Origin of the sequence: Variovorax sp. LjRoot84 (assembly GCF_964254305.1) — a bacterium.
Classification (GTDB): domain Bacteria; phylum Pseudomonadota; class Gammaproteobacteria; order Burkholderiales; family Burkholderiaceae_C; genus Variovorax.
The window spans coordinates 3916262-3940777 of the sequence record NZ_CAXUTE020000001.1 but is presented as its reverse complement, the minus strand read 5'-3'; the positions used below and the strand labels follow the sequence as shown (position 1 = coordinate 3940777).

Below are 24516 nucleotides of genomic sequence, written 5' to 3'. Positions count from 1 at the left end.
CCCGGGCGAACGCGGTCAGTGCCGCAGGATCTTCCCGACGAACTCGCGCGTGCGCGCTTCGCGGGGCTGATCGAAGATCTGCTTCGGGTCGCCGACCTCGACCACCTGCCCGCCGTCCATGAACACGACCTTGCTCGACACTTCGCGCACGAACCCCATCTCGTGCGAGACGATGAACATGGTCATGCCGTCGGCTGCCAGCAATCGCACCGTGTCCAGCACCTCGTTGACGAGCTCCGGGTCGAGCGCAGCCGTCACCTCGTCGAGCAGCACGATGCCGGGCTGCAGCGCGAGCGCACGTGCGATGGCCACGCGCTGCTGCTGGCCGCCCGACAGCTGGTCGGGGTAGGACTGCAGCTTGCTGCCCATGCCGACTTTTTCGAGCAGTTGCGTCGCATAGGCTTCCACCTGCTTGCGCGGCCGCCCCTTCACCTTGATGGGGGCGACGGTCACGTTGTCGAGTACCGTCATGTTCTGGAACAGGTTGTACTGCTGGAACACGATCGCCATCTGCGAGCGGATGCGGCGCAGCTGCCCGCGGTCGTTGTAGTCGAGCGCCTGGCCGTCGATGCGCACCTGGCCGGAAATCGGCGGCAGCAAACCCATCAGCACGCGCAGCAGCGTGCTCTTGCCGGAGCCCGAGGGTCCGATCAGGCTGACGATCTCGCCCTTCTCGACCGACAGGTTGATGCGCTCGAGCACGGTGTGCGCGCCATAGTTGGCCTTGAGGTCAACGATTTCGAGTTGGGGCAAGCTTTCTCTCCAGGTATTTGCCGAAACGCGCCAGCGGATAGGACAGCATGAAATAGAGGGCGAGCACCGTGCCGTAGACGAGCGTGGCCGAGAAGCCCTTGTTGTTCATCGTCTTGCCGGCGAAGGCCAGTTCGACCACGCCGATCTGCGATGCGAGCGCCGTGTCCTTGATGAACAGCACGAAGAAGCCGAACACCGGCGGCAGGATGATCTTCCAGGCTTGCGGAACGATCACCAGGCGCAGCGTCTGCAGGTAGCTGAAGTTCAGCGTGATGGCGGCGTCCCATTGGTTGCGGTGCACGGATTCGAGCCCGCTGCGCACGATCTCGGCGATGAAGGCCGTGGCGATCAGGCACACGCTGATCAGCGCCACCGCGAACATGCTGAGGTCCGCATGCATCCCCTGGAAGATGAAGAACACCAGCATCAGCGTCACGAGGAAGGGGATGCGCCGGAACAGCTCGGTGAAGATCGTCACCGCCACGCGCAGCGGCCTCGCCGCAGGCCGCGTGCTCAGGCGCACGGCCGCGAGCACGAAGCCGAGCGAGAAGCCCACGATGCAGCCGATGGCCGACAGCGCGAAGGTCGCGCCCAGTGCCTTGGCGAAGAAGATCAGGTTGTAGTAGCCGAAGAAGCGCGGCAGCTCTTCGATGAGCTGGTCCCACATCAGAACCACCTCATCTTGGCGCGGAAGAAGCGCTTGCCGACGAAGGCGAGCGACAGCGTCGCGATCAGCGTGATCACGATGTAGAGCACCGCGGCGACCGAGAACACCTCGATCGAGCGGAAGGTTTCGGAGTTGATGTTGAAGGCCCGGCCGGTGAGTTCCTCGACCCCGAACACAGCGGCCATCGAGGTGCCGAGCGTCATCAGGATGTACTGGTTCGAAAGCGGCGGGAACAGCACGCGCACGATGTGCGGCACGATCACGTGGCGGATGGTCTGGAGGCGCGAAAAGCCCAGCGTCTCCGCCGCCTCGAGCTCGGGCAGGCGCACCGATTCGAAGCCCGCGCGCTGGATCTCGGTGAGGTAGGCACCGGCATTGAGCGTCATACCGATCAGCACCGCCTGGTAGGGCGACAGGAGGATGCCCGCGTCAGGCAGTGCGAAGAAGATGAAGAAGATCTGCACCAGCTGCGGCGTGTTGGTGAAGAACACCACGTAGGCGCCGACGATGCGGCGCGCCCAGCGCGGGCCGTAGGCGCGCACCGACGCGCCGCCCAGGCCGATCAGCATGCCGAAAGCGAAAGCGAGAAAGGCGATCTGCAGGCTCAGCCACGCACCGCCGATGAGGTAGGGCAGACGTTCGAGGACCGGGGTGTAGTCGAATTGCATGGGATCTCGGTCGTGCATGCGCGCCGCGCGCAGGCAGGCTGCGCGCGGCGCGGGATCATTCGGCGCGACGCCTACTTGTAGCTCGGCGCGGTGCGCGGGTCATGCAGCATGGGGCCGCCGAACCATTTTTTCCAGCGCTCGTCCACATAACCGTTGCGGTGCAGTTCCTTGATCGCGCCGCTCAGCTTCTCGCGCAGCGCGTCGTTGCCCTTCTGCACGCCGATGGCACAGAAATAGACGTCGATGGGCGCGTCCACGATGCGCCAGTCGATCTTGTGCTTGGCGGTGTGCTCGGTCATGAAGTCCATCACGTCGATCATCGCGTCGGCGCGGCCCTGGGCGATCGCACGCACCGCGTCGGGGTAGTTGTCCAGCAGCAGCAGTTGGGCCTTGGGCAGCTTCTCCTGCACCAGTTTCACGGGGGTGGCGCCGCGCACCTCGACCAGCTTGACCGAGGGGTCGTTGAGCTCCATCCAGTCCTTGTACGGCTTGGCCTTGGTCGTCAGGACGCCCAACACCTCGGTGTGCAGCGGCACGGTGAAGTCGATGACTTTCTGGCGTTCGGCCGTGATCGTCATGGCGCCGAGCACGGCATCGATCTTGCCGCTGCTCACGAAGGGAATGCGATCGGGCGAGCCGACCTGCACGATTTCGGTCTTCACGCCCAGCAACTCGCCGAGCTTGCGTGCGATTTCGACGTCGAAACCATCGATCTCATTCTTGTCGTTGAAGATGCCCAGCGGCGGCAGCGTGGGATTGACGCCGATGACGATCTTCTTGCTGGCAACGATCTCGTCGAGCGTTCGCGCCGACGCGGACGCCGGCAGCCCCAGCAGGGTCGAGCCGAGTGCGAGCGATCCGGCCGCCAGCAAGGCGCGGCGGACTGCGTTCCTGATTTGCTTCATCGAGAAGAACTCCTAGAGATGGATGGTTGGATCGAACCGCCGATAGCGGTTCGCAGAGCGGGAACGAACGCAAGACGAATGCCAGTTCGATCGATGTCTGCAAAAGAAATAACATCGATATATGAAATGTATACAATAAAATCCAGCGGGTCCAGCCTGGACTTGCCCGGCTTGTTTCAATCGCTCATCCGACGCTTTTTCTTCATGACGAAGTCTTCCTATTCCGCGCCTGTGGCACTGCGTGCCGATCAGGCGGTGCAGCGGGGGCCGGCGGTGCAGTTCCTTGTCGATGGTTGCACCGTTCGGGCATTCGGGGGCGAAAGCGTCGCCGCGGCGCTGTTCGCGGCGGGCCGGCGCGAGCTGCGGTGCAGTCCGCGCGACGGGGCGCCCCGCGGCCTGTTCTGCCTCATGGGCTCCTGCCAGGAATGCCTGGTGTGGGTCGGTGCGCGCAAGCTGCTCGCCTGCCAGGTGCCGGTGGCCGGCGGGCTGGAGGTCGAAACGCTCCCCTTCAGGGAAGAGCGTCATGGCTGAGGCAGCGCTCCAGTCCGTCGATCTGCTCGTGATCGGTGCCGGTCCGGCCGGCGCGCGGGCGGCGCTGCGCGCGCAGGGCTGCGGCCTCAGCGTACTGCTGGTCGACGAGAACCACGACGCGGGCGGGCAGGTGTGGCGGCCGCTTCCCGCAGGATTCACACGTGCAAGCGGCGCCGCGCTGTCGACCGAGGCGAGGCAGGGCGATGCCCTGCGCGAAGAACTGCGCCGGGCCGGCGTGCGCTGCCTCTTCGGCCACAAGGTGTGGAACGTCGGTACGAGTCTGCGCACCGACCTGATCGGTCCGGATGGCACCGTCAGCTGGCAGCCGCGTGCGCTGCTGGTGGCGACAGGAGCGACCGAGCGCGTCGTGCCCTTTCCCGGCTGGACCCTGCCGGGCGTCATGGGCCTGGCCGCCGCGACGATCCTGCTCAAGTCGCAGAACATGCTGCCGGGGCGCCGTACGGTGGTGGCAGGCAGCGGGCCGCTGCTGCTGGCGGTGGCGAACGGCATCCTCAAGGCAGGCGGCGAGGTGGCCGCGGTGCTCGACGTGGCCGGGCAGGCCGACTGGCTGCGTGCGCTGCCGTCGCTCACTGGCCGCCCCGATCTGCTGTGGCGAGGGGCGCAGTGGTACGCCAGCCTGCGCATCGCCGGTGTGCCGGTGCTCCACCGGCACGGCATCCATTCCGTCCAGGCGGTGGGCAATGGGTTTCAGGTACGTGCGCTGCGTGTCGATGCGGCCGGCAAGCCGATTGCCGATGTCCCGTCAGCCGTGTTCGTGGCCGACGGCGTGACGGTCGGGCACGGCCTGGTACCGGGCACCGACGTGACCCGGCTGCTGCGCGCCCGCCATCGCTATGCCGCGGAACGCGGCGGCTGGATCGCCGACACCGACGCCGACGGCCGCAGCTCGGTCGCGGGCCTTTACGTCGCAGGGGACGGCGCGGGCATTGCCGGCGCCGCCGCGGCCGGCGCCCATGGCGAACTGGCAGCCTTGGCCTGTGCGCACGACCTCGGCCGGCTGGTGGCAGAGGTCCATGCACGCGAACGCGCCCGCCTGCTGGCGCAATGGCACAAGCCTGCACGATTCGGGCGTGCGATGGCGGGCCTGATGGCACTGCGCGAAGGTGCCGTGGCCGGCATTGCCGCGGACACCATCGTGTGCCGCTGCGAAGACGTGACCCGCGCCGAGATCGATGCGGCAGCGCGCGACGGTGCACGCGACATGAACCAGCTCAAGGCCTGGACCCGCTGCGGCATGGGACCGTGCCAGGGCCGAAGCTGCGGCGATGTGGCCGGGCAACTGCTCGCAGCGCATGTCGGCAGTCGCGAGGCAGTGGGCTGCTTCACGGGCCGCGCGCCGCTGCGTCCGGTCTCGCTCGCCGAGGTGGCGGGCGACTACACCTACGCCGACATCCCCATTCCGAAGGCGGCCCCGCTGTGAGCGAGGCCACGCGCCATGCGGCGGCCTACGACGCGGTCGTGATCGGCGGCGGGGTCATGGGCTGCGCCACCGCCCTGCATCTGGCCGAGGGCGGCATGCGGGTGGCGGTGGTCGATCGCGGACCGCTGTGCCGCGAAGCCTCGGGCGTCAACGCCGGCACGCTCACGCTGCACATGACGCGCGCCGCGCTCGTGCCCTATGCCATGCGCGCGTGGCAGATGTGGATGGATGCGGAGAAGTGGCTCGGCATGGGGGTGCTCGCGACCCACGTGCCCGGGCTCACGCTGGCCTTCACCGAGGCGGAGTGCGAACTGGTCGAATTGCGCGCCAAGGCCCGCCGCGCGTATGGCGCGCCGATCGAGGTGATCACGCCCGAGCGTGCGCGGGAGATCGAGCCCGGCCTGCATTCCGGCCTGCTGAAGGCGGGTTACTGCGAGATCGATGGTTTCGCAAGCGCCTACCTCACGGGCCGGGCGTTCCGCCATGCGCTCACGCACGCCGGCGTCGAGGTGCTCGAAAACGCGCCGGTTGCGGCCATCGATTCGGGCGATGCGGGCCACGTGATTCGTCTCGACGCCGCCGCCGGCCGCGCACCGCTGCACGCGAAGCGGGTGGTGCTGGCCGGCGGCGTGTGGATCCAGAACATGCTGGCCTGGCTCGGCGTGCAGATTCCGATCAAGGTGTTGATCAACCAACTCATCATCACCGAGCGCATCCGCCCCGTGATGCGCACCGTGCTCAGCGTCGCGAGCGGTCTGCTCTCGCTCAAGCAGTTCGCCAACGGCACCGTGCTGATCGGCGGCGGCTGGCAGGGCGATGGCGACCGAGAGCGCGGCGGCGTCGAGGCCCGCCCGCAGAACCTGGTGGGCAACGTGCGCCTCGCGGCCTACGCGGTACCGGCGCTGGCCGAAGCACGCATCGCGCGCATCTGGCTCGGCCTCGAGGCCGAGACCGCGGATGCGATGCCCATCATCGGCGACGTGCCCGGCGTGCCGCAGGCCTATGTGGTCGGCAGCGCGCACTCGGGCTACACCAGCGGCCCGTTCATGGGCCGGATCATGGCCCAGCACATCCTCGGCCAGGAGCCCGACCTGCCTCTTTTCGATCCCGCCCGCCTGCTGGGCATGCCGATGTCCGGCACTTGAAATGTCCCCTCCATGATTCCTCAACGACCTGACCCTTTTCACGGCATCTATGCCGCCACGCTGTGCCCGCTGCAGGGCGATGGCCGCATCGACGAGACCACGCTGGCGTCCCACCTGGAGGCCAACGCCTCCGTGCCCGGCATGACGGGCCTGCTGATCAACGGACACGCCGGCGAGAATTTCCTGCTCTCGCGCGAAGAGAAGCGCCGCGTGACCGAGATCGCCTTCGAGGTCTGCGGCCAGCGCGCCATTCTGGTTTGCGGCATCAACGCCGAGGACAGCCTCGAGGCCCGGCACCATGTCGACGATGCCAAGGCCGCCGGTGCCGACGCGGTGCTGGTCTTCCCGCCGTTCTCCTGGGCGCTTTCGCAGGATTCGCGCATGGCCGTGACGCACCACAAGACGGCCAACGCCAACGCGCAGATGCCCTTGATGCTCTACCAGGCCGGCGTCAATGCGGGCGCGATGGCTTATCCGCCGGAGGTGCTTGCCGAGCTCGCGCAGCTGCCGCACGTGGTCGGCGTCAAGGAGGGCAGCTGGGAGGCTGCAGCCTACGAGGCCAACCGCCGCCTGGTGAAGCGCGTGGCGCCGCAGGTGGCGATGATGGCTTCGGGCGACGAACACCTGTTCACCTGCTTCGCCATCGGCACCGAGGGCAGCCTGGTGAGCCTGGCCGTCGTGGTACCGGAGCTCGTGATCGCGCTCGACCAGGCCATCCGGCGCAAGGATCTCGACGAGGCGCGCCGTCTCAACGAGCGCATCTATCCGCTGGCCAAGGCAATCTACGGCACGGCGCCGGGCGGCTACGCGACGGCACGGCTCAAGACCTGCCTGAAGCTGCTCGGACGTTTTCCGAGCGATGCCATGCGGCTGCCGATGGGGCCGCTGCCGGCCGAGGAAGTCGCCGCCCTGGAGCGTGCGCTGGCCGAAGCCGGCGTCAGCGCGTAGCTCGGTTTTTTCAGGAGTCAACACCCATGTCCCGCAAAATCATTCGCAACGGCCGCATCGTCACGGCCGTGGACGACTACACCGCAGACCTGCTGGTCGATGACGGCCGGATCGTCGCCATCGGCCGCTCGCTCGACGCGGGCCCCGACGCCGCGGTCATCGACGCCACCGGTCTTCTTGTGCTGCCGGGCGGCGTGGACTGCCACACGCACATGGACAACACCTTCGGAGACTCCACCACCTGCGACAGTTTCGAGTCCGGCACGCGTTCGGCCGCCTTCGGCGGCACGACGACGATCGTGGACTTCGCGTTCCAGCGCAAGGAGGTGAGCGTGCTCGAGGCGATAGCACGCGCCCAGGCCAAGGGCGTGGAGGGCGCCTGCATCGACTACGGCTTTCACGTCATCGTGACCGCGGTCGACGACCAGGCCCTGGCCGACATGCAGCACGCGATCCGGCACGAAGGCGTCTCGAGCTTCAAGATGTTCATGGCCTATCCGGGCTCGGTCATGGTCGACGACGCGGCCATCTTCCGGGCCATGCGCATGGTCGGCCAGCACGGCGGCATGATCGCGCTGCATGCCGAGAACGGCACCATCATCGAGCTTCTCATCCAGGAAGCGCTGGCGCAGGGCCACACCGCGCCCAAGTACCACGCGCTCACGCGGCCGGCCCTCATGGAGGGGGAAGCGACGCACCGCGGCATCAAGCTCGCCGAACTCGCCGATGCGCCGGTGTACTTCGTGCATCTCTCGGCCAAGGAAGCGCTCAAGCATGTGATCGAGGCGCGCGACATGGGCGTGCCGGTGTTCGCCGAAACCTGCCCGCATTACCTGTTCTTCGACGAGAGCGCCTACGACAGCGAGGACTTCGACCTGGCGCGCTACGTCATGAGTCCGCCGCTGCGCTCCAAGGAGTCGCAGCAGGCGTTGTGGACCGCACTGCGCACCGACGATCTGCAGCTCGTGTCGACCGACCATTGCCCGTTCTGCATGAAGGAAGGGCATCTGGGCCGCGTCAACCAGAAGCCGTACGGCCGCAATGATTTCTCGAAGATCCCGAACGGCGTGCCGGGCGTCGAAACACGCATGGCGACCCTCTACGACGGCGGCGTCCGCTCCGGCCGCATCTCGCTCAACCGCTTCGTCGAGCTGACCTCGACGGCGCCGTCGAAGCTCTTCGGCCTGTTTCCGCGCAAGGGCACCATCGCGGTCGGCAGCGACGCCGATCTGGTGCTCTTCGATCCCGGCGCCCAGCATGTCATTTCGGCGAACACGCAGCACGGCAACTGCGACTTCACGCTCTTCGAAGGCCGCAGCGTGACGGGCCGGGTGAGCAAGGTGCTGCTGCGCGGCGAGCTCATCGTCGATGGCGAGCACTGGCTCGGCAAGACCGGCAGCGGCCGCTACGTTCCGCGCGGCGAATCGGGCGGCTGGTAAACGCCTGTGCCCACCTACGACTACGCTTGTGCACGCTGCGGTCCCTTCACCGCGCGGCGGCCCCTGGCGCTGTTCGACCAGCCCGCCCCGTGCCCTGCATGCGGCGCCGAGTCCGGCCGCGCGCTGAGTGTTCCGGTTTCGTTGGGCATGGGCAGCCGGGAGCCAAGATCCGGCCTGCGGTCGGAGCAGGGCGCCGGTTCGGGCTACCAGCGCCTGCGGCATGGCGGCGCTTGCGGCTGTTGCCCGCCGGCGCTGCGGACCCGCGCCTGAGGCCGCGTCAGCGGCCGGTGTTCCGCGTGCCGACCTCGACCACGAGCAGCGGGTCGAAGAGCGCGTTCTCGTTGACCCCGTCGCGCGCATAGCCGCGCGGGTTGCACAGCACGCGCGTGTTGTTCACGCGGTAGTCGAAGCTGTCGTGCGTGTGACCGTGGATCCAGAGTTCGGGCCCGCCGCCGGGCATCAACGCCTGCAGGTCGGACACGAAGGAGGCGTTGATCGGCGAGCCGGCAAAGCGCGGATGAATGCTCTTCGGCGAAGGCGCGTGGTGCGTGATGACCACGGTCGGCCCTGCATTTGGGTCGGCCAGCTTGCCCGCCAGCCAGGCCGCGTGGCGCCGGAACAGCGCGGCCGCGTCCGCCGGCGTGAAGAGGGCAGGCGAATCCTCGTTCAGCCGGATGCGGCTGAAGTCGCGCATGAACTGGGCGGCCAGGGCCGTCGCCGACGTGCGCGCCTCACCCGCGCCGAACAGCAGGTAGTCGGTCCACAGCGTGCTGCCAAGAAAACGCACGCCGTCGACAACGACCTCCTCGTCGTCGAGCACGCGGATGCGCGTTCCGGCCGCGCCTGCCTTGAGTTCGCGCATCGTGCCGTCGATGCTGGCGCCGTAGAACTCGTGATTGCCGGCCACATAGAGCACCGGCTTGTCGAAGCCCGCGGCCCAGGCCATCGCTTCGGCCGGGCGCGCGATGTCGCCGGCCAGGATGACCAGGTCGGCTTCGGTTCGCGGATGCGGCAGCACGCCGCGGCTCAGGTGCAGGTCCGAGAGGATGTGGAGTTTCATGCGACGCTCTCCTGCTGCAGGACCGACGCATCGGCCAGCGCGGCCAGCGCGTCGCTGTCGGTCCGGTAGACGAAGAGCATCGGCCCAGGCGCCAGCAGCCCGGCGCGTTCCAGCACCTGCTGCGCCGGCAGCTTGAGCCCGCTCAGGTGCAGCCGCACGCCCTTGGATTCCACCAGCCGGCGGATGGCACCGAAGACCTCCGCGCCGGTCACGTCGATGCGGTTGATCGGCTGCGCGAACAGGCAGATGTCGGTGAGCTCGGGCCGCATCGCCAGCGTGACGGTGATGGCGCGCTCCAGCGTGCTCGCGGTGGCGAAGTCGAGTTCGGCGTCCATGCGCATCGCGTGCAGCTGCGGCGCCAGCGGCGGCAGGTTCCACAGGTGGCGGTCGCGCAGGCTGCCGTCGGGATGCAGGCCCACCTCGATGATGCGTGGATGCAGGTGCCGGTACATGTAGTGGCTCAGGCTCATCAAGAGGCCAGCCAGCACGCCCCAGTAGATCGAGGGCGCGGTCGCGATCGTGAGCACGAAGGTGACCAGCGCCGTGACCGCTTCGACGCGCGAGATGCGCCAGAGCGATACGAACTGCCCCGGCCGCACCAGCCCCAGCATGGCGATGACCACGATCGCCGCGAGCACCGCCTGCGGCACGTGGTAGAGCAGCGGCATCGCCCACAGCAGCGCGGCGCCGATCAGCAGCACGCAGAACACGGTGGCCCAGCCGGTCTGCGCACCGGCGTAGAGATTGATGGCCGAGCGCGAAAACGAGGAACTGGTGGGGAAGGCGCCCGAAAAGCCGGAGGCGATTTTGGCCAGGCCCTGGCCGATCAGGTCCTGGTTTTCGTTCCAGAGCTTGCCGGCGCGCGCGTTGTCGACCTTGGCGCTCGATGCGGTTTCGAGAAAGCTCACCAGCGTGATCATCAGGGCCGGCAGCAGCAGCGTGCCGAAGCTGCCGAGCGGGAGCGGGCCGGGCCAGTAGAAGGCCGGCAGGCCCGAGGGCAGGGTGCCGATCACGGCGCCGCCGCGCAGCGCATAGCCGATGGCGGCGCTGATGGCCGCGCAGGCGCCGACCACGATCATCGCGGCCGGAAAGCGCGGCCAGCGCTCCTTGGCGAGCCACAGCGCGGCGATGCTGCCGAGCCCGAAGGCAATGGCCAGGAAGTCGGGCGGCGCGCCATGCAGCAGCTGGCCGATGCTACGGCCCGTGAAGCCGAAGAGCGCCGGCAGCTGCGACAGGATGATCAGCACCGAGGCCGCCTGCGTGAAGCCGATCAGCACCGGCGAATTGACCAGCCGCAGCACCCAGCCGAAACCGCCGAGTCCGAGCACCAGCTGGATTGCGCCGGACATGAGACAGAGCCACACCGCGAGCGCCACCCACTCGGCGCTGCCCGGAATGGCCAGCGGCCCGAGCGAGGCCGCGACCAGCAGGCTGGACAAGGCGGTCGGCCCGACCGAGAGCCTCGTCGATGCACTGAACAGCACGCCGATCAGCGCCGGCAGCAGCGAGGCGTAGATGCCGGTGACCAGCGGCATCCCGGCCAGCGCCGCATAGGCCACGCCCTGCGGGATCATCATCAGCGCCACGGTGACGCCGGCCAGCGCCTCGCCGGCGAGCAGCGCGCGACTCGGGCGGGGCCAGCCGAGGAAGGGAAGCCAGCGCACGAGCTGGTCGCGGTGGAGGGCCATGCCTTCAGCGCGCGGGATGTTGTTCGGGGTGCACCGGCCGATGATACGAAAGCGCTTCCGAGGCGCCGCGGCAGCTACTTCTTCTTGTGCTGGAACGCCGTCGGCGATTTCCCCGTCGCGGCCTTGAACATTGCGCAGAAGGCGCTGTCGGTCGCATAGCCGCTGGCCGACGCCACCTGGCTCACGGCCATGCCGCGCGCGAGCAGGGGCAGCGCATGCGCGAGCACGGCCTGCTGGCGCCATTGCTGCCAGCTCATGCCGAGCTGGTCGCGGAACAGCCGCGCCACGGTGCGCTCGCTGGCGCCGATCGCCTCGGCGCGTTCGGCCAGCGTGGCGCGGCTGGCCGGGTTGCGCAGCAGCGTCTCGCACAACTGGCGCAGGCGCTTGTCGGCCGGCAGCGGCACATCGATGCGGATCTGCGTCGCGCGCTCGAGCTCGTCGACCAGCAGCGGCGCGATCCAGCGCTCGCGCTGCGCCGCATGCGGGTCGGACGGCGGCAGGCCGTCAGGCGTGGTGTCGAGCGCGAGCATCAGGGCGCGCAGCAAGGGGCTGATCTCGAGCACCTCGCATTTCTCCCAGGCCGGCCCGAGCCAGCTGTGCAGGTAGACGGTGCGCAGCTCGGCGTCCTCGATCAGCGTGACGCTGTGCGGCATGTCGGCTGGCACCCAGAGCGCGCGCGAGGGCGGCACGATGTAGCTGCCGTCCTCGGTGCTCAGGCGGATCACGCCGCGCGTCGAGAAGGTCAGCTGCGGCCAGGGATGGGAGTGCAGCTCGACGAGGGTGTCGGCCTTGAGAAAGTGTTCCTTGGCCCGCAGTGGGCGCAGCGCGTCTGGCGCATAGAGATGGGGCGTGAGCGAGGCGACGCTGTAGATCGGCGTGGCGGCAAGGGGCGGCATGATTTCGACAAATGTTGTCTCTGTATCGGCATTCTGCCGCGGCATCCGGGAATACGATCGGTGCCCGCTCCAGTTTCTTGTTGCAATTCATGTCTTCATCCCACGCTTCCGCCGCCACGCCCACCCTGCGCTCCGACGCCAAGCTGATCGGCCTGGTCGGCCTGGCGCATGCCATCAGCCATTTCGCCCAGCTCGTGCTGCCGCCGCTGTTTCCGTGGCTCAAGGACGCCTTCGACGTGAGCTACACCGAACTCGGCGCGGTGCTCACCGTGTTCTTCGTGGTCTCTTGCGTGGTGCAGGCGGCCTCGGGCTTCGTGGTCGACAAGCTGGGTCCGCGGCCGGTACTGTTCGTGGGGCTCGGCCTGCTGGCCCTGGCCGCCGTGGGTTATGCGCTGGCGCAGAGCTACTGGATGCTGCTCGCGAGCGCGGTGGTTGCGGGCGTCGGCAACGGCGTGTTTCATCCGGTCGACTACACGCTGTTCAATCGCAAGGTGGCGCCCACGCGCCTGGGCCATGCCTACAGCGTGCACGGCATCACCGGCAGCCTGGGCTGGGCGGTGGCGCCGGCTTTCGTGGTGCCGCTGGCCATCGCTTTCTCCTGGCGCGTGGCGCTGGCCTCGGCGGGCGCGGTGGCCTTGGTGGTGCTGGCGGTGCTGTGGTGCAACCGCAGCGTGTTGGCGCTCGATGTGAAGGCAGTGCACAAGGCGACCGGATCGGACGCGGCCGCGGGCAGCGAATTCGCCTTCCTCAAGATCCCGGCGGTCTGGATGTGCTTCGGCTTTTTCCTGTTCTATGCGATGGCGCTGAGCGTGGTGCAGACCTTCGCTCCGGCCGCGGCCGGCCATCTGCACGCGGTGCCGGTGGCGCTGATCGCGGTGTGCCTCACGATCTACATGGTGGCCAGCGCCGCCGGCATGGTGGTGGGCGGCTTCCTGGCGTCCGACCCCTCGCGGTGCGAGCGCATCGTGGGTGCCGCCTTCGGTGTGGCCGCGGTGCTGGCGCTGGTGCTCGCGCTGGCCGACTTCCCGCCCATCGTGGTGCCGGTGATGTTCGGCGCGATGGGCTTCGCCTCGGGCATCGCAGGGCCTTCGCGCGACCTGCTGGTCAAGCGTTCGACGCCGGCCAATGCATCCGGCCGCGTCTATGGCGTGGTCTACGCGGGCCTGGATATCGGCCAGGCGGTGGCGCCGCTGATCTTCGGCCGGCTGATGGACCATGGCCAGTACGCGAGCGTGATCGTCGGGCTGGCGGTGGTGCAGGCGGTGCTGATCGCCAGCGCGTTCAATGTGCGGCGCGTGCGGCGCGAGGCCTTGGTTCCTGCCTCGGCATGACGAGCCCCCACGCTCGGCACTGCGTGTCCTCGCTGCCCCCCGAGGGGGCCGCAGCCGCCTTGGGGCGGCCCTGCGTCGGCCGATTCCCTTGTCTCTCTACCTGATCGTCGCGCTCGGCGCGGTCGTGGCCGGCTTCGTGCAGGGCCTGTCGGGCTTCGCCTTTGGGCTGGTCGCGATGTCCTTCTGGGCCTGGACGGTGGATCCGAAGCTGGCCGCGGTGCTCGCGACCTTCGGCGCGCTCGCCGGCCAGGTGATCGCGGCCGTCACGGTGCGCCGCGGTTTCAACTGGGCGCTGCTGCTGCCCTTCATCCTCGGCGGCCTCGTCGGCGTGCCGTTCGGCGTCTGGCTGCTGCCGCGGCTCGATGTGCCGCTGTTCAAGGCCTGCCTCGGCGGCCTGCTGGTGCTCTGGTGCCCGGCCATGCTGATGGCGCGCAATCTGCCGCGCGTGAGCGCAGGCGGCCGGCCGGCCGATGCAGTGATCGGCCTGATCGGCGGCGTCTGCGGCGGCTTGGGCGGCTTCACCGGCGCGATCCCGACGCTCTGGTGCACGCTGCGCGGCCTCGAGAAGGACGTGCAGCGCTCGGTGATCCAGAACTTCAATCTCTCGATGCTGGTGGTGGCCTTCTCGTTCTACCTCGGCGCGGGCTTCGTCGCTACCGAGACGCTGCCGCTGCTCGGCATCGTCGCAATCGCGGTGCTGGTACCGGTGCTGCTCGGCGCGCGGCTCTACATCGGCATCAGCGAGGCGCGCTTCCGCCAGGTCGTGCTGGGGCTCCTGACGCTGTCGGGCGTGGCGCTGCTGGCGTCCTCGGTGCCGGTGCTGCTGGCGCGGACCGGCTAGAAGGGCCTGTTAACAGGCCCTAGTTCATTCCAGGTAGTCGATGAACTCCGGGATCACCTCGCGCAGGAAGGCGATTTCCTCCGCCGGAATGCTGAGCGGCTCCAGATCGAAATGGATGAAGGTGCCATAAGGCGTGCCGTCGGCGCGCGTCAGCAGCTGGCCGTAGTAGGACTCGACGAAGCCGGCGTAGGGGCGGTTCGTCAGGCGCTGGTCCTTGGAGGCATGGCTGGTCACGAACTCGCCATGCTCGATCGCATATTGGCAGAAGCTCCTGCCGAGCGGCACCACCTTCAGCCAGCTGCGGTATTCGGAAATGCGGTCGAAAGCGTGCGCCGCATGCATCACCTCGCCGCTCAGTTTGTAGATCGCCGTGAACCGATAGAGCGTCCGGTCGTTGAGCAGGGCCAGCGCCGGGACGATCCCGTGGTTGGCAAGAAGGCTGCGAACCGCCGCAGCAGGCACGGGCAAATCGACGTCGAGCATGGGGATCCTGGTTGGCGTGGGCGCGAATCTTACGCAATTCTTACGGGACTCGGGAACAGGGTTTGACCCCCATCTTGTCAGCGCAAACCCTTGGATGGCCTCACGGAGGCTCAGGGCTCCGCGGCCTCCCAGCCGGGCGTGAAGGGATAGCGCGCGGCCCAGAACTGGGCCAGGCGCGGCTCCGCGTCGACGCGTCGCACCACCTCGGCCATGCGCGGCGCCTCGCGGTAGAAGCGCAGCCGTCGCGGCGTCCAGCGCGAGACCACCGTCACGTAGAGGTCGAGCATGCCGATGGTGTCGCCCAGCAGATAGGGTGTGCCGCGCGGCATCTGCGCATCCATGAGGCGCCAGCATTCGGCGATGCGTTCTTCCGTGCGCTCGAGGATCACCTTCTCGGCCGCCGCATCGGCCGCCAGCCGCGACGGCACATCGCGCGCCCAGAATAGCGAATAGATCGCCGCGGAGACGAAGCTCATCCAGCGCAGGTACTGCGCGCGCTGCGGATCGTCGATGGCGGGGGCGAGACCCGCCTCCGGATGGTGGTCGCCGAGCCAGACCAGGATCGCGGCGCTCTCGGTCATGAGCTCGCCCGAAGGCAGCACCAGTACCGGCACCTGCCGCATCGCGTTGACCGGCAGCAGGCGGTCGCGCTCGGCTTCGCTCTCCCAGGGCGCGACGTCGACGATGGTGCAGGGGGCACCGATGAGCGTGAGCGCGGCATGCGCCGGCGTCGCGCCGGAACCGGGCGCGCCGTAGAGGGTGTAGGGCTTGGCGATGGTGTTCATCGCGAAAGCATAGAGCTCAGGCGGCGAGCAGCGCATCGACGCGCCGCAATCCCTCCAGGGTCTTCACGCAGGCCTCGGCCACTTCCGTGCCCTTGACCGCGAAATGGCGGTGGAAGTACTTGCGGTGCTCGATGTGTTCGTGGAAGTGGTGTGGCGTGAGCACGGCCGAGAAGACCGGCACGTCGGTCTCGAGCTGCACCTGCATCAACGACTGGACCACCGTGCTGGCGACGAACTCGTGGCGGTAGATTCCGCCGTCGACCACCAGCGCGCAGCCGACGATGCCGGCATAGCGCCCCGAGTTGGCGAGCCGCTTGGCATGCAGCGGGATCTCAAAGGCGCCGGGCACGTCGAAGATGTCGATGCTGTCCTGCGGCACGCCTTGGCGCTGCATTTCCTCGAGGAAGGCGTCGCGCGCCTGGTGGACGATATCCGAATGCCATTGCGCCTGCACGAAGGCGATGCGCCGGCCGCGCGGTGCTTCCGTCGACGCGACGGCGGAGAGGGGAAGGTCGTTGATCTGACTCATGGTTTGCCTTTTGAAGAAGGGTTTCCTGAATCAGGGCGCACGAACCCGAGGCCCGGCACGCGTGCGAACGCGCCTGCCCGGCAACGGGATCGCGCTCTCTTTCATCCGGACTGTGACCGTCGGCCCCGGGATCTCACCAGGTCTGCTGACCCTGCGGCGCATTGCACGCCGCAGGCGCTCGCGGGCTCGTGCGAACGTGTCGCCATCACCGCCGGTGGGGAATTCCACCCCGCCCTGAGAACGCTTTGCCGCTGCGCTTTCGTGCGGCGGCCCGGCGATTCTAGGAGCCGGGCGGCGAGCCGGTTGTCGCGCGTGCGGCAGACCTCGCGTGGCGCGGGGCTTTCGCTGGAAATGCAATGAAATGGTTGCGTTTTACGTTCGCACTGCCTAATATGCAGCCAGGAGGTTGCATATGAATGCATCCACGGACCGCATCGAAAGAAAGATCCTGCTCAAGGCCCCGCGCTCGCGGGTCTGGCGCGCGCTGTCGAACGCCGAGGAGTTCGGCGAATGGTTTCGCGTGTCGCTGAAGGGGCAGGCCTTCGTCGCCGGCCAGCGCGCACGGGGACACATCACCTATCCGGGTTACGAACATCTGGTCTTCGATGTGCTGGTCGAGCGCGTCGAACCGGAGCGCCTGTTGGCCCTGCGCTGGCATCCGGCCGCGATCGATCCCGCTGTCGACTATTCGAAGGAGCCGACCACGCTGGTCGAGTTCGAGCTGACCGAAGTCGAAGGCGGCACCTTGCTCACGCTGGTCGAATCCGGCTTCGACAAGATCCCGCCGGAACGCCGGCTGGAGGCCTTCCGCATGAACAGCGGCGGCTGGGACGAGCAGATGAAGAACATCGAGAAGCATGTCGCCACGCCCTAGCGCGCCGGTGAAGCTGAAGAAGCCGGCCCTGAAGAACTCGGCGTCGATCTTCGCGGCGCTGGGCGACGAGACGCGCCTGCGCCTGGTCACCGTGCTGTGCGCCGGCGGCGCGATGTCGATCGCGCAGCTCACATCCGGCACCGAGATCACGCGGCAAGCCGTCACCAAGCACCTGCAGGTGCTGGCCGGCGCGGGCCTGGTGCATGACCTGAAGGTCGGGCGCGAACGGCTCTGGGAGCTCGAGCGGGCGCGGCTGGAAGAAGGCCGGCGTTCGCTCGACGCCATCGCCCAGCAGTGGGATCAGGCGCTCATGCGGCTGAAGCTGGCCGTCGAGGATTGAGCGCCGGTGGCCGCCTGGCCATGAACTCGCTCATGCGCTGCAGCTCGTCGTCGAGCGCCGCGCGAAAGGCCGCGTCGCGCGGCTTCGCGCCGGCATAGCCGAAGGCCGGTTGCAGCCGGCCTTCGCGCGCTGTGACGTTGGCCCAGCCGATCACGCGGTCGTGCCACAACAGGGGCAGCGCGTAGTAGCCGAACTGGCGTTTCGCAGGCGCGAGCCGGCGTGGACGTTTTATCTTCGCGGGGACGTGATCTTGGCCACGCCGAACGCCTCAGCGGTGATCGTCACGACCGGGCATGGGGTTGCACAGAAGACGATGCTCTACAAGCTCGCGGCCGTGCTCTTGGAGTCTGGCCGATTCCTGCCGCGTGCGCCTACACCAGCGCCTGCACGCTTAAGAGCGAAAGCGGTCTGACATCACTGTCAGACCTATCAGCGCCACTGCTTCTCCGGAGCTTTCCATGCAGCGGTGGCGTTGCTGCCGCTGCCGGCGACCTGGGTCGCCGGCCACAGCAGGGTATGGAGCAGAGTGACGGTCCCCGGCAGGGTGCCGGCTGCGACAGCGATGCGGCTCTTGTTCAGGAAAGCCTGCCATTGGCGACGCTTGACGTCGTCATCGCCGAATGCCGGGGTCAGCGCAGTCGGAGCCTGGGTGGGCAGGGCGGTGCCGCGGCGCGCAAAGGTGGCCGCAATGGCGCGCGCCAACGTGGCGCCGTCGAGATCGGTCCGCTGCGCGATGAAGGCGATGTCGAAGAAGTCCTTCATGCGGGTGTTGGCCAAGCCGAGCACTGTCATCGCGTGGAACTTCTCGGCGATGACGGTATAGATTGGGTAGACCTTGAGCGTGGGCGCGGCCAAGTCATCGAGAAGCACCGGGAACACGATGGTCTGGGGCTCGGGTGTGACTGCGTCGCCGAACCCGACGTCAATCTGCAGAGCGCAGCGCACGTTGCCGATGCGGCCGGTGAGGCGCACGCGCAGTCCGCCGTAGCGGTTGTCCTCGCGGATCACATCGGCGCGAACAGACTGGGGATCGAAGGCGATGCCGTCGTGGAGGTCGATGGCGGCGATATCGCGGAAGGTCGCGATCAGTGTCTCGGCGTCGTCGGGGCCAAAGCCCAGCAGGTCGGCGTCACGCGTCGGACGGTGGGGCTGGTCGTACCAGAGCGAGAAGAGCAGGGCACCTTTGAGCAGGAAGCGGTCCGCGTGCGCGGACGCAGCGACGCGGCACAGCAGTCGTTCCAGCGCGAAGCGGTTCAGCAGCAGGTTGTAGTTGTCGCCGCGCTGCTTCGCCAGGTTCAACAGGCGGGCAAGCACCGAGGCCCCGAGGTTTGCCGTCATGCGACGACGGTTTCCAGGTAGGGCTGCATGACCTGGGCCACGCGATTGATCTTGGCGTAGCGTGTCACTTCATCGATGTTCAGCTTGCGCTGGCGCCAGGCCTCCTTGAGCGCTTCAAGAGCCACGTCGAGCCCGACCTTGTGGCGGAACTTGAAGCAGTCAGTGATGGTCTTGGACAGGCTGTAGACGCGGATCGTCGAGCCATGCTCGACGGTGGTCTCGATGCCTTCGCTGTAGGCCTTGCCGCGCAGGCGCGCGATGCGCAGCGATGGATAGTCGATGGCGGGCGTCTGCGTCGCCTCGGGCAGCGCTATCCAGACCTCATGGGGGAGCTGCGTGCCGATCTCGTGAAACTGCAGCGCGGAGAGCAGGCAGATGACGGCCTTGGGCACACGCCTGCAGACCTCGACAAGCGATTGGTGCTCGGTCATCTCGCTGTCTGGCAGGCTGTAGAGGCCGCGGGTGACGCGTTGGAGCTGACCGGTCCGGTGGAGCTTGAGGAGAAGTTGCGGCGACCAGCCGTGCGAGCGCAGATCAGCCGCGCTCAGCAGTCGCTGGCGGCGGGCGAGTTCGAGTATGCGTGCGGTCTGGGTAAGTGGCACCTGGAAAGTTTAATGTACGCATCACTTGTCAGCAAGTCATGCGTCATTTCGCCAACCAGAGGACCGTACCGAGCAGCCCGAGAACGACGGCACCGTTCACTTGTGGGCTCTGTGGCTTCTCGCCCATCAGCCAGGTGGCGTAGTGCTCACAGTTGCGATTCCACAGGTCGTAGGGCGGCGTGCGGCCGACCGACTGGTGAGCGCGCCTCGCGCGGCAGGAAGCCGTAGTTGACGAGGCAGTCCTCGTCGATCGCCAACCTGGCGTGTCGGCTTTCGAGATCGCCCGCACGGTAGTCCTCGACGCGGTGGCGCAGCGTCAGGTCCTGTGCGCGCGCCGGCGCGCGGATCGGATCGGCCTGCACGAAGCCGAGGCGCCGGATCGCGCGCGGGAGGGTCGTGGCCTTGAAGAGGGTGCGCGCCACGGCATAGCGGCGCAGGTCGTCGAGGGTCGGTTCAGCCATGCGGCGGATTGCAGCACAACCGCCTGCCGCGTGCAGCGCGGCTCAGACCGCGCTGCAATGGCGCTCGATGCAGGTGTCGAGCACTTCCTCGCCGGGGCGCTGCCACCAGTCGAGCGCCGAGAAGATCTCGACTTCGCTGAAGCCGTCGAAGCCGGCGGCCTCGACCCAGCCGCGGATCTTCTTCAGCTCGACCACGCCGTCGCCCATCATCCCGCGGTCGCTCAGCAGGTCGCGCGTGGGCGTGAGCCAGTCGCAGACGTGGTAGGCGAGCAGGCGTTGCTTGCCGGCGCGCGCGATCTGCTGCTGCAGCTTCGGGTCCCACCATACGTGGTAGATGTCGAGCGCGACGCCGAGCATGCCCGAGCGCTGCGGATCGAGTTCGTCGCACAGGTCCAGCGCGTGCTCGAGCGTGTTGATGCAGGCGCGGTCGGCCGCCTGCATGGGATGCAGGGGCTCGATGGCGAGCGGCATGCCGACCCCGCGCGCGTAGTCGAGCGAGGCGGCGATGCCGTCGTGCACTTCGCTGCGTGCGCGAGACAGATCCTTGTAGGCCGCATTGCCTTCGAGCGCGCCGGGCAGGGAGCCGACCACCAGCACGAGACAGGGCGCACCCAGCAGCTTGGCTTCGTCGATGGCGCGGCGGTTGTCGTCCAGCGAGGCCGCGAGGCCGGCCGCATCGGGCGCCGGAAAGAAGCCGCCGCGGCAGTAACCCGACAGGCCGATGCCGTGCGCCTTGAGCTGCTTCGCGATCTTGTCGATGCCGGCGGCGGCGACCTGGTCGCGCCAGGGGCTGATGGCGCGGATGCCGCGCGCGGCGCACTGGTCGATGATGCGGTCGAGCGCCACTTCGGCGCCGCGTTGCTTGCGCACGGTGGCGGTGTTGATGGAGAGCCACTCGTGGTCTTGAGAGAAATCGCGCATGGGGAAAAATTCGAAGCGAGGGGGTGGTGAAGAATCAGATGGCGAGCGCCGTCATGGCGTCGAAGTCGGGCATCGCGGCGCTCGCGAAACCAGGGCAGTCCAGTGAGGCGAGGGCGATGCGGCCGTTCGCGATACGCAGGCGCACCGCGCCGTGCGAGCGCTCGTAGAGATCGCCGTGCGCATCGAGAAAAGCTCGCTGCTCTTCGACCGGCAGCGCGGCCATGCCGTTGACGTAATGGTGGCCGTTGCGCTCCACGTGCGTGATGCCCAGCAGGTTGACCAGCGCCAGGTCCTGCTGCACGGCCAGGCCGGCCTGCGTCGTCAGGTCCTCGGCCGACATGAAGTAACGGATCTGCGAGGGCTCGGCGTTCCATGCCGCGCAGCGCGCCGCATTGAGCAGCGACTTGTAGAAGCCCTTGCAGGTTTTCGAGGACACGCCGGCATAGCCGCGCGCCCGGGCCTGGACGAAGCTGTCGAGCTCGCCGTCGGACTCGTCGATGATCACCGGCTTGCCGATGCTCGCGCTGCGCAGGTCGCGAAGGTCGCGCTCGAGCGCGAGCTTGCGCGCGATCGGCTGCTCGACGAAAAGGATCGAGGCGTAGAGGCGCGCGAGCGCAGGCGTCTCGCGCATGCGCGCCATCAGCTCGGCGATGCCGGCCGCGTCGGTGTATTGCTCGTTGCCGTCGAGCGAGACGAAGTAGGGTTCGGCGGTGCGGTCCAGCACGGCTTCGATCGCGCCGAGGCGCGCGAGGTCGGCATCGATGTCGCCGCCCACCTTGAGCTTGAAATAGCGGTGGCCGTAGACGCGCACCACGTCCTCGAGCGTTTCCGGCAGGCCGTCGGCCACGGGCTTCTTCAGCTCGGTCGCAGTGATGGCATCGACCATGCCGACGGTGTGGCGTGCCTCGATGTGCGCGGCGGGCGCGAGACCGGCGAGGAAAGCGTCCATCCCCAACCCGTCGAACTCGGGCCGCGCCGAACCGATGCCGGCCGCGTTGCTGCGCACGGCCGCGTAGAAAGAGATCTGCAGCGCGCGGCACAGCGCGTCGAGCACCGCGCGGTCGAGCAGCGCCGGTCCGTAGCTGGCCAGGAGAGGATTGAAGCCGAGCCGCTCGGCGGCAAGACGGTGCGTATCGTGGTGCCGCGCGAAGTGGCCGAAGGCGCTCCCGGGCGTGGCGTCGCTCAGGTAGGCCTCGCGCGCGAGGGCGGTGACGCGGCGCAGCTGGTCGAAGTTGTCCTCGTTGCTGAGCGCGAGGTTCTTGTCGAACCACTTGGGCGCCATCAGCTCGGCGGCCGCGCCCCAGGCGCTTTGCCCGTCGGCGAACACGATGCGAACGTGCGCGAAGACCTGGGGACATTCGGTCAGCGTCACCACGCCGAAGCGGAAGGGCAGGCGCAGCACCACCGGGCGCTCGTACAGTGCGATCTCGCGGATCACGAAGCGCGGTGCCTCAACCATGGCGAGCTCCTGCGGCTTCCTCGAGCCCGCGCAAATAGCCGATGGCCCGCGCGGCCGAGCCCATGCCGTCGGGCACGTAGTCGAAAGGCTCGACCGCGACGATGCCCTCGTAGTGGCCGCTGTCCTGCATCTCGCGCACGGTCGCCAGGATGGGCGCGAAGCGCATCTCGCCTTGCCCCGGCCCGCGGCGGTTGGGGTCGTTCACCTGCACGTGGGCAATGTGGCCGGTGGGCATCCAGCGGCGCATCAGTGCGGGCACGTCTTCGGCCTCGACCTGGCCTGCAGCACTGCAATCGATCATGGTCTTGAAGGCGGGCGAGGCGATGGCTTGCACCAGCTCGACCGCCTGGGCCACGGTGTTCAGCAGGTCGGTCTCGGTTGTGGACAGCGGCTCGATGCAATAGACCACGCCGCACTGCTGCGCGGACCGCGCGGCGGCCGCCAGGCATTCGCGTGCGCGTTCGAGCGCCGCCGCCTGCGTATCGCCCGGTGGCACCGAGCGCTGCTTCGGCGAGCCGTGCACCAGGTAGCGCCCGCCCATCAGCGCGCAGAGCTCGACCAGGCGCTGCATGACGGCGGTGGTCCGTTGCCGCAAAGCGGCGTCGGCGCTGACGATCGACAGGCCCGCGGGCGCGACCAGCAGCCAGTGCAGTCCACTGATCTCGATGCCGTGGTCCCGCGCCATGCGGCCGAAGGCGCGCGCCTGCGCGTCGCCGATGGCCATCGGGTCGGCCGCGAGCGTGAAGGGCGCCACTTCCAGTGCGTCGTAGCCGAGGGCGGCCGCGGCGCGGCACTGCGCCTCGAAGGGCATCTGCTTCAGAACCTCGTTGCAAAGAGAGAACTTCATCGGCGTCAGTCTTCGTTCAGGCACTGCGGCGGAACACGAAGCGTTTGGCGCCGCCCCAGGCACGCCGCAGGCGAACGTTCACCGCCGGGATGTACATCAGCATGGTGAGGATGGTGACGGCAGCCAGCGCCGCGCAGATGGGCCGCGTGAAGAAGGGCGCGATGCTGCCGTCGGACAGCACCAGGCCGCGGCGCAGGCTCTTGTCCAGCAGCTCGCCCAGCACCAGGCCCAGCACGAAAGGCGCCATCTCGTAGCCGCGGCGGCGCAGGAAGAAGGCGCCGACACCGATGGCCAGCATGCAATAGACGTCGAACAGGCGCGAGGCGATCGCGAAGGCGCCCACGGTGCACAGCACGAAGATCACCGGCATCAACACCGAACGGCGCACGCGCAGCACGTGCAGCAGCGGCCGCACCAGGAAGAGCCCGAAGATCAGGATGCTGAAGGTGGCCAGCGTGGTCATCGCCACCACGTCGTAGACGAACTGCGGCGTCTTGATCATGAGCATCGGGCCGGGCTGGATGCCGTGGATGATCATCGCTGCCATCAGCACCGCCGCCGGCGCCGAGCCCGGAATGCCGAGCGCCAGCGCCGGAATGATGCCGCCGGGAATGGCCGACATGTCGCCGGTCTCGGCCGCCATCAGGCCGTCGATCGAGCCCTTGCCGAACTGCTCGCGCTCGGGGCTCACCGTCTTGGCGGCCGCATAGGACATCCACGCGCCCGAGTCCTCGCCGATGCCGGGCAGGATGCCGGTCACCACGCCGATCACGCCGGAGCGGATCACGGTGCGCCAGTACTTCACGACCTCGCGGAAGCGCGGCAGCACGGAGTCCTTCATCTCGACGATCTTGCGCTCGATGGGATCGGCCAGCGAGGTCAGCACCTCGGCGAAACCGAAGGCGCCGATCAAGGCGGGGATGAGCGCGATGCCGCCGGAGAGCTCGTCCCAGCCGAAGGTGAAGCGGTCGTAGGCGTAGAGGCCTTCCTGGCCGATCTGCGCGACCAGGAGGCCCAGGCAGCCCATGAGCCAGCCCTTGATCGGGTCTTCGCCGACGATGCTGCCCGACATCGCCACGCCGAAGAGCGCGAGCCAGAAGAACTCGAAGGCGCCGAAGGACAGCGCGATCTCGGCCAGCGCGGGCGTGAACATCGCCAGGCACAGCACGCCGAACAAGGTGCCGGTGAAGGCCCCCGAGGTCGCGATGCCGATGGCGCGGCCGGCCTCGCCCTTGCGCGCGAGCGCATAGCCGTCGGCGCAGGAAGCGGCATTGGCCGCGGTGCCGGGAATGTTGAGAAGAATGGCGCTGCGGCTGCCGCCGTAGAGCGTGCCGACGTAGGCGCAGATCAGGATCAGGATGGCGTCGTTGGGCGCCATCTTGATGGTGAGCGTGGTCAGGAGCGCGATGCACAACGTGGCCGACAGGCCCGGCATGCAGCCCACCAGGATTCCCAGCAGTGCCCCGCCAAGCCCGTAGGTGATGGACCAGAAGTTCAGGAAGCTGAGGTAGGAGTGCCCCAGCATCTGCAAGCCTTCGAACATGCCGTCTCCTTGGTCTGCGCG

At 68.1% G+C, this 24516-nt stretch carries 27 protein-coding genes, 2 pseudogenes and 1 riboswitch; of the genes and pseudogenes, 10 read left to right on the top strand and 19 right to left on the bottom strand.

Features of this window, described 5'->3' with window-relative positions:
- Positions 1 to 15: 15 nt before the first annotated feature.
- The 4 genes from ACSQ9I_RS19550 to ACSQ9I_RS19535 form a co-directional block, all read right to left on the bottom strand.
- Positions 16 to 753: an amino acid ABC transporter ATP-binding protein gene (locus tag ACSQ9I_RS19550; RefSeq protein WP_436304648.1), complete on the bottom strand. Its 738-nt coding sequence runs from the start codon at positions 751 to 753 to the stop codon at positions 16 to 18.
- Positions 731 to 1420: an amino acid ABC transporter permease gene (locus ACSQ9I_RS19545; RefSeq protein ID WP_436314165.1), complete on the bottom strand. Its 690-nt coding sequence runs from the start codon at positions 1418 to 1420 to the stop codon at positions 731 to 733. The genes ACSQ9I_RS19550 and ACSQ9I_RS19545 overlap by 23 nt, the downstream gene beginning before the upstream one ends.
- Positions 1420 to 2088 (bottom strand): amino acid ABC transporter permease, encoded by a 669-nt coding sequence (locus ACSQ9I_RS19540; RefSeq protein ID WP_093109793.1) that lies wholly within the window; start codon positions 2086 to 2088, stop codon positions 1420 to 1422. Before ACSQ9I_RS19540 ends, ACSQ9I_RS19545 begins: the two co-directional genes overlap by 1 nt.
- A gap of 71 nt (positions 2089 to 2159) precedes the next feature.
- Positions 2160 to 2993, bottom strand: coding sequence for a transporter substrate-binding domain-containing protein (locus ACSQ9I_RS19535; protein ID WP_093109792.1), 834 nt, complete (start codon positions 2991 to 2993; stop codon positions 2160 to 2162).
- 204 nt (positions 2994 to 3197) lie between these two features.
- Here ACSQ9I_RS19535 and ACSQ9I_RS19530 point away from each other — a divergent pair, with 204 nt between their 5' ends.
- Genes ACSQ9I_RS19530 through ACSQ9I_RS19505 form a run of 6 tightly spaced genes read left to right on the top strand, consistent with a single transcriptional unit; the run spans position 3198 to position 8767 of the window.
- Positions 3198 to 3524 carry a (2Fe-2S)-binding protein gene (locus ACSQ9I_RS19530; RefSeq protein ID WP_436314164.1) on the top strand — a complete coding sequence of 109 codons (327 nt, stop codon included), beginning with the start codon at positions 3198 to 3200 and terminating at the stop codon, positions 3522 to 3524.
- Positions 3517 to 4965 carry an FAD-dependent oxidoreductase gene (locus ACSQ9I_RS19525; protein ID WP_436314163.1) on the top strand — a complete coding sequence of 483 codons (1449 nt, stop codon included), beginning with the start codon at positions 3517 to 3519 and terminating at the stop codon, positions 4963 to 4965. The genes ACSQ9I_RS19530 and ACSQ9I_RS19525 overlap by 8 nt, the downstream gene beginning before the upstream one ends.
- Positions 4962 to 6110: an NAD(P)/FAD-dependent oxidoreductase gene (locus tag ACSQ9I_RS19520; protein WP_436309385.1), complete on the top strand. Its 1149-nt coding sequence runs from the start codon at positions 4962 to 4964 to the stop codon at positions 6108 to 6110. The genes ACSQ9I_RS19525 and ACSQ9I_RS19520 overlap by 4 nt, the downstream gene beginning before the upstream one ends.
- 12 nt (positions 6111 to 6122) lie before the next feature.
- Positions 6123 to 7058 (top strand): dihydrodipicolinate synthase family protein, encoded by a 936-nt coding sequence (locus ACSQ9I_RS19515; RefSeq protein WP_093109789.1) that lies wholly within the window; start codon positions 6123 to 6125, stop codon positions 7056 to 7058.
- Between the two features lie 26 nt (positions 7059 to 7084).
- A complete protein-coding gene (hydA, locus tag ACSQ9I_RS19510; protein ID WP_436314162.1) occupies positions 7085 to 8497 on the top strand; it encodes a dihydropyrimidinase in 1413 nt (470 codons plus the stop codon).
- Between the two features lie 6 nt (positions 8498 to 8503).
- Complete coding sequence (locus ACSQ9I_RS19505) at positions 8504 to 8767, top strand: FmdB family zinc ribbon protein (RefSeq protein WP_093109787.1); 264 nt, start codon at positions 8504 to 8506, stop codon at positions 8765 to 8767.
- A 7-nt stretch (positions 8768 to 8774) separates the two neighbouring features.
- Here ACSQ9I_RS19505 and ACSQ9I_RS19500 read toward each other — a convergent pair whose 3' ends face one another.
- The 3 genes from ACSQ9I_RS19500 to ACSQ9I_RS19490 form a co-directional block, all read right to left on the bottom strand.
- Positions 8775 to 9557 carry a metallophosphoesterase gene (locus ACSQ9I_RS19500; protein ID WP_436314161.1) on the bottom strand — a complete coding sequence of 261 codons (783 nt, stop codon included), beginning with the start codon at positions 9555 to 9557 and terminating at the stop codon, positions 8775 to 8777.
- A complete protein-coding gene (locus ACSQ9I_RS19495) occupies positions 9554 to 11245 on the bottom strand; it encodes a SulP family inorganic anion transporter (protein ID WP_436314160.1) in 1692 nt (563 codons plus the stop codon). Before ACSQ9I_RS19495 ends, ACSQ9I_RS19500 begins: the two co-directional genes overlap by 4 nt.
- A 74-nt stretch (positions 11246 to 11319) precedes the next feature.
- Positions 11320 to 12141 (bottom strand): AraC family transcriptional regulator, encoded by an 822-nt coding sequence (locus ACSQ9I_RS19490; protein ID WP_093109900.1) that lies wholly within the window; start codon positions 12139 to 12141, stop codon positions 11320 to 11322.
- 89 nt (positions 12142 to 12230) lie between these two features.
- On the opposite strand from ACSQ9I_RS19490, the gene ACSQ9I_RS19485 reads away from it, so the two are divergent.
- Both ACSQ9I_RS19485 and ACSQ9I_RS19480 read left to right on the top strand, forming a co-directional pair.
- Positions 12231 to 13472, top strand: coding sequence for an MFS transporter (locus ACSQ9I_RS19485; RefSeq protein ID WP_436314159.1), 1242 nt, complete (start codon positions 12231 to 12233; stop codon positions 13470 to 13472).
- 88 nt (positions 13473 to 13560) lie between these two features.
- On the top strand, positions 13561 to 14313 hold the full coding sequence (locus tag ACSQ9I_RS19480) for a sulfite exporter TauE/SafE family protein (protein ID WP_436314158.1): 753 nt from the start codon (positions 13561 to 13563) through the stop codon (positions 14311 to 14313).
- 24 nt (positions 14314 to 14337) lie between these two features.
- Here the strand turns inward: ACSQ9I_RS19480 and ACSQ9I_RS19475 are convergent, their stop codons facing one another.
- The 3 genes from ACSQ9I_RS19475 to ACSQ9I_RS19465 all read right to left on the bottom strand — a co-directional run bounded on the left by ACSQ9I_RS19475 (position 14338) and on the right by ACSQ9I_RS19465 (position 16110).
- Entirely contained in the window at positions 14338 to 14796 is a 459-nt protein-coding gene (locus ACSQ9I_RS19475) for a hypothetical protein (protein ID WP_436314157.1), read from the bottom strand.
- A 110-nt stretch (positions 14797 to 14906) separates the two neighbouring features.
- Positions 14907 to 15581: a glutathione S-transferase family protein gene (locus tag ACSQ9I_RS19470; protein WP_436314156.1), complete on the bottom strand. Its 675-nt coding sequence runs from the start codon at positions 15579 to 15581 to the stop codon at positions 14907 to 14909.
- Positions 15582 to 15597: 16 nt separating this feature from the next.
- On the bottom strand, positions 15598 to 16110 hold the full coding sequence (locus tag ACSQ9I_RS19465) for a 6,7-dimethyl-8-ribityllumazine synthase (RefSeq protein ID WP_093109780.1): 513 nt from the start codon (positions 16108 to 16110) through the stop codon (positions 15598 to 15600).
- A gap of 89 nt (positions 16111 to 16199) precedes the next feature.
- Positions 16200 to 16356, bottom strand: a riboswitch (FMN riboswitch).
- Between the two features lie 166 nt (positions 16357 to 16522).
- Between ACSQ9I_RS19465 and ACSQ9I_RS19460 the strand changes: the two genes are divergently transcribed.
- Both ACSQ9I_RS19460 and ACSQ9I_RS19455 read left to right on the top strand, forming a co-directional pair.
- Positions 16523 to 16984 carry an SRPBCC family protein gene (locus ACSQ9I_RS19460; RefSeq protein ID WP_436314155.1) on the top strand — a complete coding sequence of 154 codons (462 nt, stop codon included), beginning with the start codon at positions 16523 to 16525 and terminating at the stop codon, positions 16982 to 16984.
- The gene (locus ACSQ9I_RS19455) at positions 16968 to 17324 is read left to right on the top strand and encodes an ArsR/SmtB family transcription factor (RefSeq protein ID WP_436296329.1); all 357 of its coding nucleotides are present in this window, start codon (positions 16968 to 16970) and stop codon (positions 17322 to 17324) included. Before ACSQ9I_RS19460 ends, ACSQ9I_RS19455 begins: the two co-directional genes overlap by 17 nt.
- Here the strand turns inward: ACSQ9I_RS19455 and ACSQ9I_RS19450 are convergent.
- The 9 genes and pseudogenes from ACSQ9I_RS19450 to ACSQ9I_RS19410 all read right to left on the bottom strand — a co-directional run.
- Positions 17293 to 17529: pseudogene (locus ACSQ9I_RS19450) on the bottom strand (hypothetical protein); the annotation flags it as partial. The gene ACSQ9I_RS19455 and the pseudogene ACSQ9I_RS19450 overlap by 32 nt on opposite strands.
- 224 nt (positions 17530 to 17753) lie before the next feature.
- Positions 17754 to 18662: a nucleotidyl transferase AbiEii/AbiGii toxin family protein gene (locus ACSQ9I_RS19445; RefSeq protein ID WP_436314154.1), complete on the bottom strand. Its 909-nt coding sequence runs from the start codon at positions 18660 to 18662 to the stop codon at positions 17754 to 17756.
- On the bottom strand, positions 18659 to 19264 hold the full coding sequence (locus ACSQ9I_RS19440; protein ID WP_436314153.1) for a type IV toxin-antitoxin system AbiEi family antitoxin domain-containing protein: 606 nt from the start codon (positions 19262 to 19264) through the stop codon (positions 18659 to 18661). The genes ACSQ9I_RS19445 and ACSQ9I_RS19440 overlap by 4 nt, the downstream gene beginning before the upstream one ends.
- Positions 19265 to 19307: 43 nt before the next feature.
- On the bottom strand, positions 19308 to 19553 hold the full coding sequence (locus tag ACSQ9I_RS19435) for a lecithin retinol acyltransferase family protein (RefSeq protein WP_436296328.1): 246 nt from the start codon (positions 19551 to 19553) through the stop codon (positions 19308 to 19310).
- Positions 19471 to 19725 (bottom strand): annotated as a pseudogene (locus tag ACSQ9I_RS19430) (DNA glycosylase AlkZ-like family protein); the annotation flags it as partial. The pseudogene ACSQ9I_RS19430 and the gene ACSQ9I_RS19435, both read right to left, overlap by 83 nt.
- Before the next feature lie 42 nt (positions 19726 to 19767).
- A complete protein-coding gene (locus ACSQ9I_RS19425; RefSeq protein WP_436314152.1) occupies positions 19768 to 20646 on the bottom strand; it encodes a sugar phosphate isomerase/epimerase family protein in 879 nt (292 codons plus the stop codon).
- A 34-nt stretch (positions 20647 to 20680) separates the two neighbouring features.
- Positions 20681 to 22105 carry an enolase C-terminal domain-like protein gene (locus ACSQ9I_RS19420; RefSeq protein WP_436314151.1) on the bottom strand — a complete coding sequence of 475 codons (1425 nt, stop codon included), beginning with the start codon at positions 22103 to 22105 and terminating at the stop codon, positions 20681 to 20683.
- A complete protein-coding gene (locus ACSQ9I_RS19415) occupies positions 22098 to 22952 on the bottom strand; it encodes a sugar phosphate isomerase/epimerase family protein (protein ID WP_436314150.1) in 855 nt (284 codons plus the stop codon). The genes ACSQ9I_RS19420 and ACSQ9I_RS19415 overlap by 8 nt, the downstream gene beginning before the upstream one ends.
- 16 nt (positions 22953 to 22968) lie before the next feature.
- Positions 22969 to 24495: a tripartite tricarboxylate transporter permease gene (locus ACSQ9I_RS19410; protein ID WP_093109772.1), complete on the bottom strand. Its 1527-nt coding sequence runs from the start codon at positions 24493 to 24495 to the stop codon at positions 22969 to 22971.
- Between the last annotated feature and the right edge of the window lie 21 nt (positions 24496 to 24516).

Bases quoted from the DNA above. Each gene is read 5' to 3' on its own strand.
- ACSQ9I_RS19545 (WP_436314165.1), bottom strand. From the start codon at position 1,420: ATGTGGGACCAGCTCATCGAAGAGCTGCCGCGCTTCTTCGGCTACTAC.
- ACSQ9I_RS19540 (WP_093109793.1), bottom strand. From the start codon at position 2,088: ATGCAATTCGACTACACCCCGGTCCTCGAACGTCTGCCCTACCTCATC.
- ACSQ9I_RS19535 (WP_093109792.1), bottom strand. From the start codon at position 2,993: ATGAAGCAAATCAGGAACGCAGTCCGCCGCGCCTTGCTGGCGGCCGGA.
- ACSQ9I_RS19530 (WP_436314164.1), top strand. From the start codon at position 3,198: ATGACGAAGTCTTCCTATTCCGCGCCTGTGGCACTGCGTGCCGATCAG.
- ACSQ9I_RS19525 (WP_436314163.1), top strand. From the start codon at position 3,517: ATGGCTGAGGCAGCGCTCCAGTCCGTCGATCTGCTCGTGATCGGTGCC.
- ACSQ9I_RS19515 (WP_093109789.1), top strand. From the start codon at position 6,123: ATGATTCCTCAACGACCTGACCCTTTTCACGGCATCTATGCCGCCACG.
- hydA (WP_436314162.1), top strand. From the start codon at position 7,085: ATGTCCCGCAAAATCATTCGCAACGGCCGCATCGTCACGGCCGTGGAC.
- ACSQ9I_RS19500 (WP_436314161.1), bottom strand. From the start codon at position 9,557: ATGAAACTCCACATCCTCTCGGACCTGCACCTGAGCCGCGGCGTGCTG.
- ACSQ9I_RS19495 (WP_436314160.1), bottom strand. From the start codon at position 11,245: ATGGCCCTCCACCGCGACCAGCTCGTGCGCTGGCTTCCCTTCCTCGGC.
- ACSQ9I_RS19490 (WP_093109900.1), bottom strand. From the start codon at position 12,141: ATGCCGCCCCTTGCCGCCACGCCGATCTACAGCGTCGCCTCGCTCACG.
- ACSQ9I_RS19485 (WP_436314159.1), top strand. From the start codon at position 12,231: ATGTCTTCATCCCACGCTTCCGCCGCCACGCCCACCCTGCGCTCCGAC.
- ACSQ9I_RS19475 (WP_436314157.1), bottom strand. From the start codon at position 14,796: ATGCTCGACGTCGATTTGCCCGTGCCTGCTGCGGCGGTTCGCAGCCTT.
- ACSQ9I_RS19470 (WP_436314156.1), bottom strand. From the start codon at position 15,581: ATGAACACCATCGCCAAGCCCTACACCCTCTACGGCGCGCCCGGTTCC.
- ACSQ9I_RS19465 (WP_093109780.1), bottom strand. From the start codon at position 16,110: ATGAGTCAGATCAACGACCTTCCCCTCTCCGCCGTCGCGTCGACGGAA.
- ACSQ9I_RS19460 (WP_436314155.1), top strand. From the start codon at position 16,523: ATGAATGCATCCACGGACCGCATCGAAAGAAAGATCCTGCTCAAGGCC.
- ACSQ9I_RS19455 (WP_436296329.1), top strand. From the start codon at position 16,968: ATGTCGCCACGCCCTAGCGCGCCGGTGAAGCTGAAGAAGCCGGCCCTG.
- ACSQ9I_RS19445 (WP_436314154.1), bottom strand. From the start codon at position 18,662: ATGACGGCAAACCTCGGGGCCTCGGTGCTTGCCCGCCTGTTGAACCTG.
- ACSQ9I_RS19425 (WP_436314152.1), bottom strand. From the start codon at position 20,646: ATGCGCGATTTCTCTCAAGACCACGAGTGGCTCTCCATCAACACCGCC.
- ACSQ9I_RS19420 (WP_436314151.1), bottom strand. From the start codon at position 22,105: ATGGTTGAGGCACCGCGCTTCGTGATCCGCGAGATCGCACTGTACGAG.
- ACSQ9I_RS19415 (WP_436314150.1), bottom strand. From the start codon at position 22,952: ATGAAGTTCTCTCTTTGCAACGAGGTTCTGAAGCAGATGCCCTTCGAG.
- ACSQ9I_RS19410 (WP_093109772.1), bottom strand. From the start codon at position 24,495: ATGTTCGAAGGCTTGCAGATGCTGGGGCACTCCTACCTCAGCTTCCTG.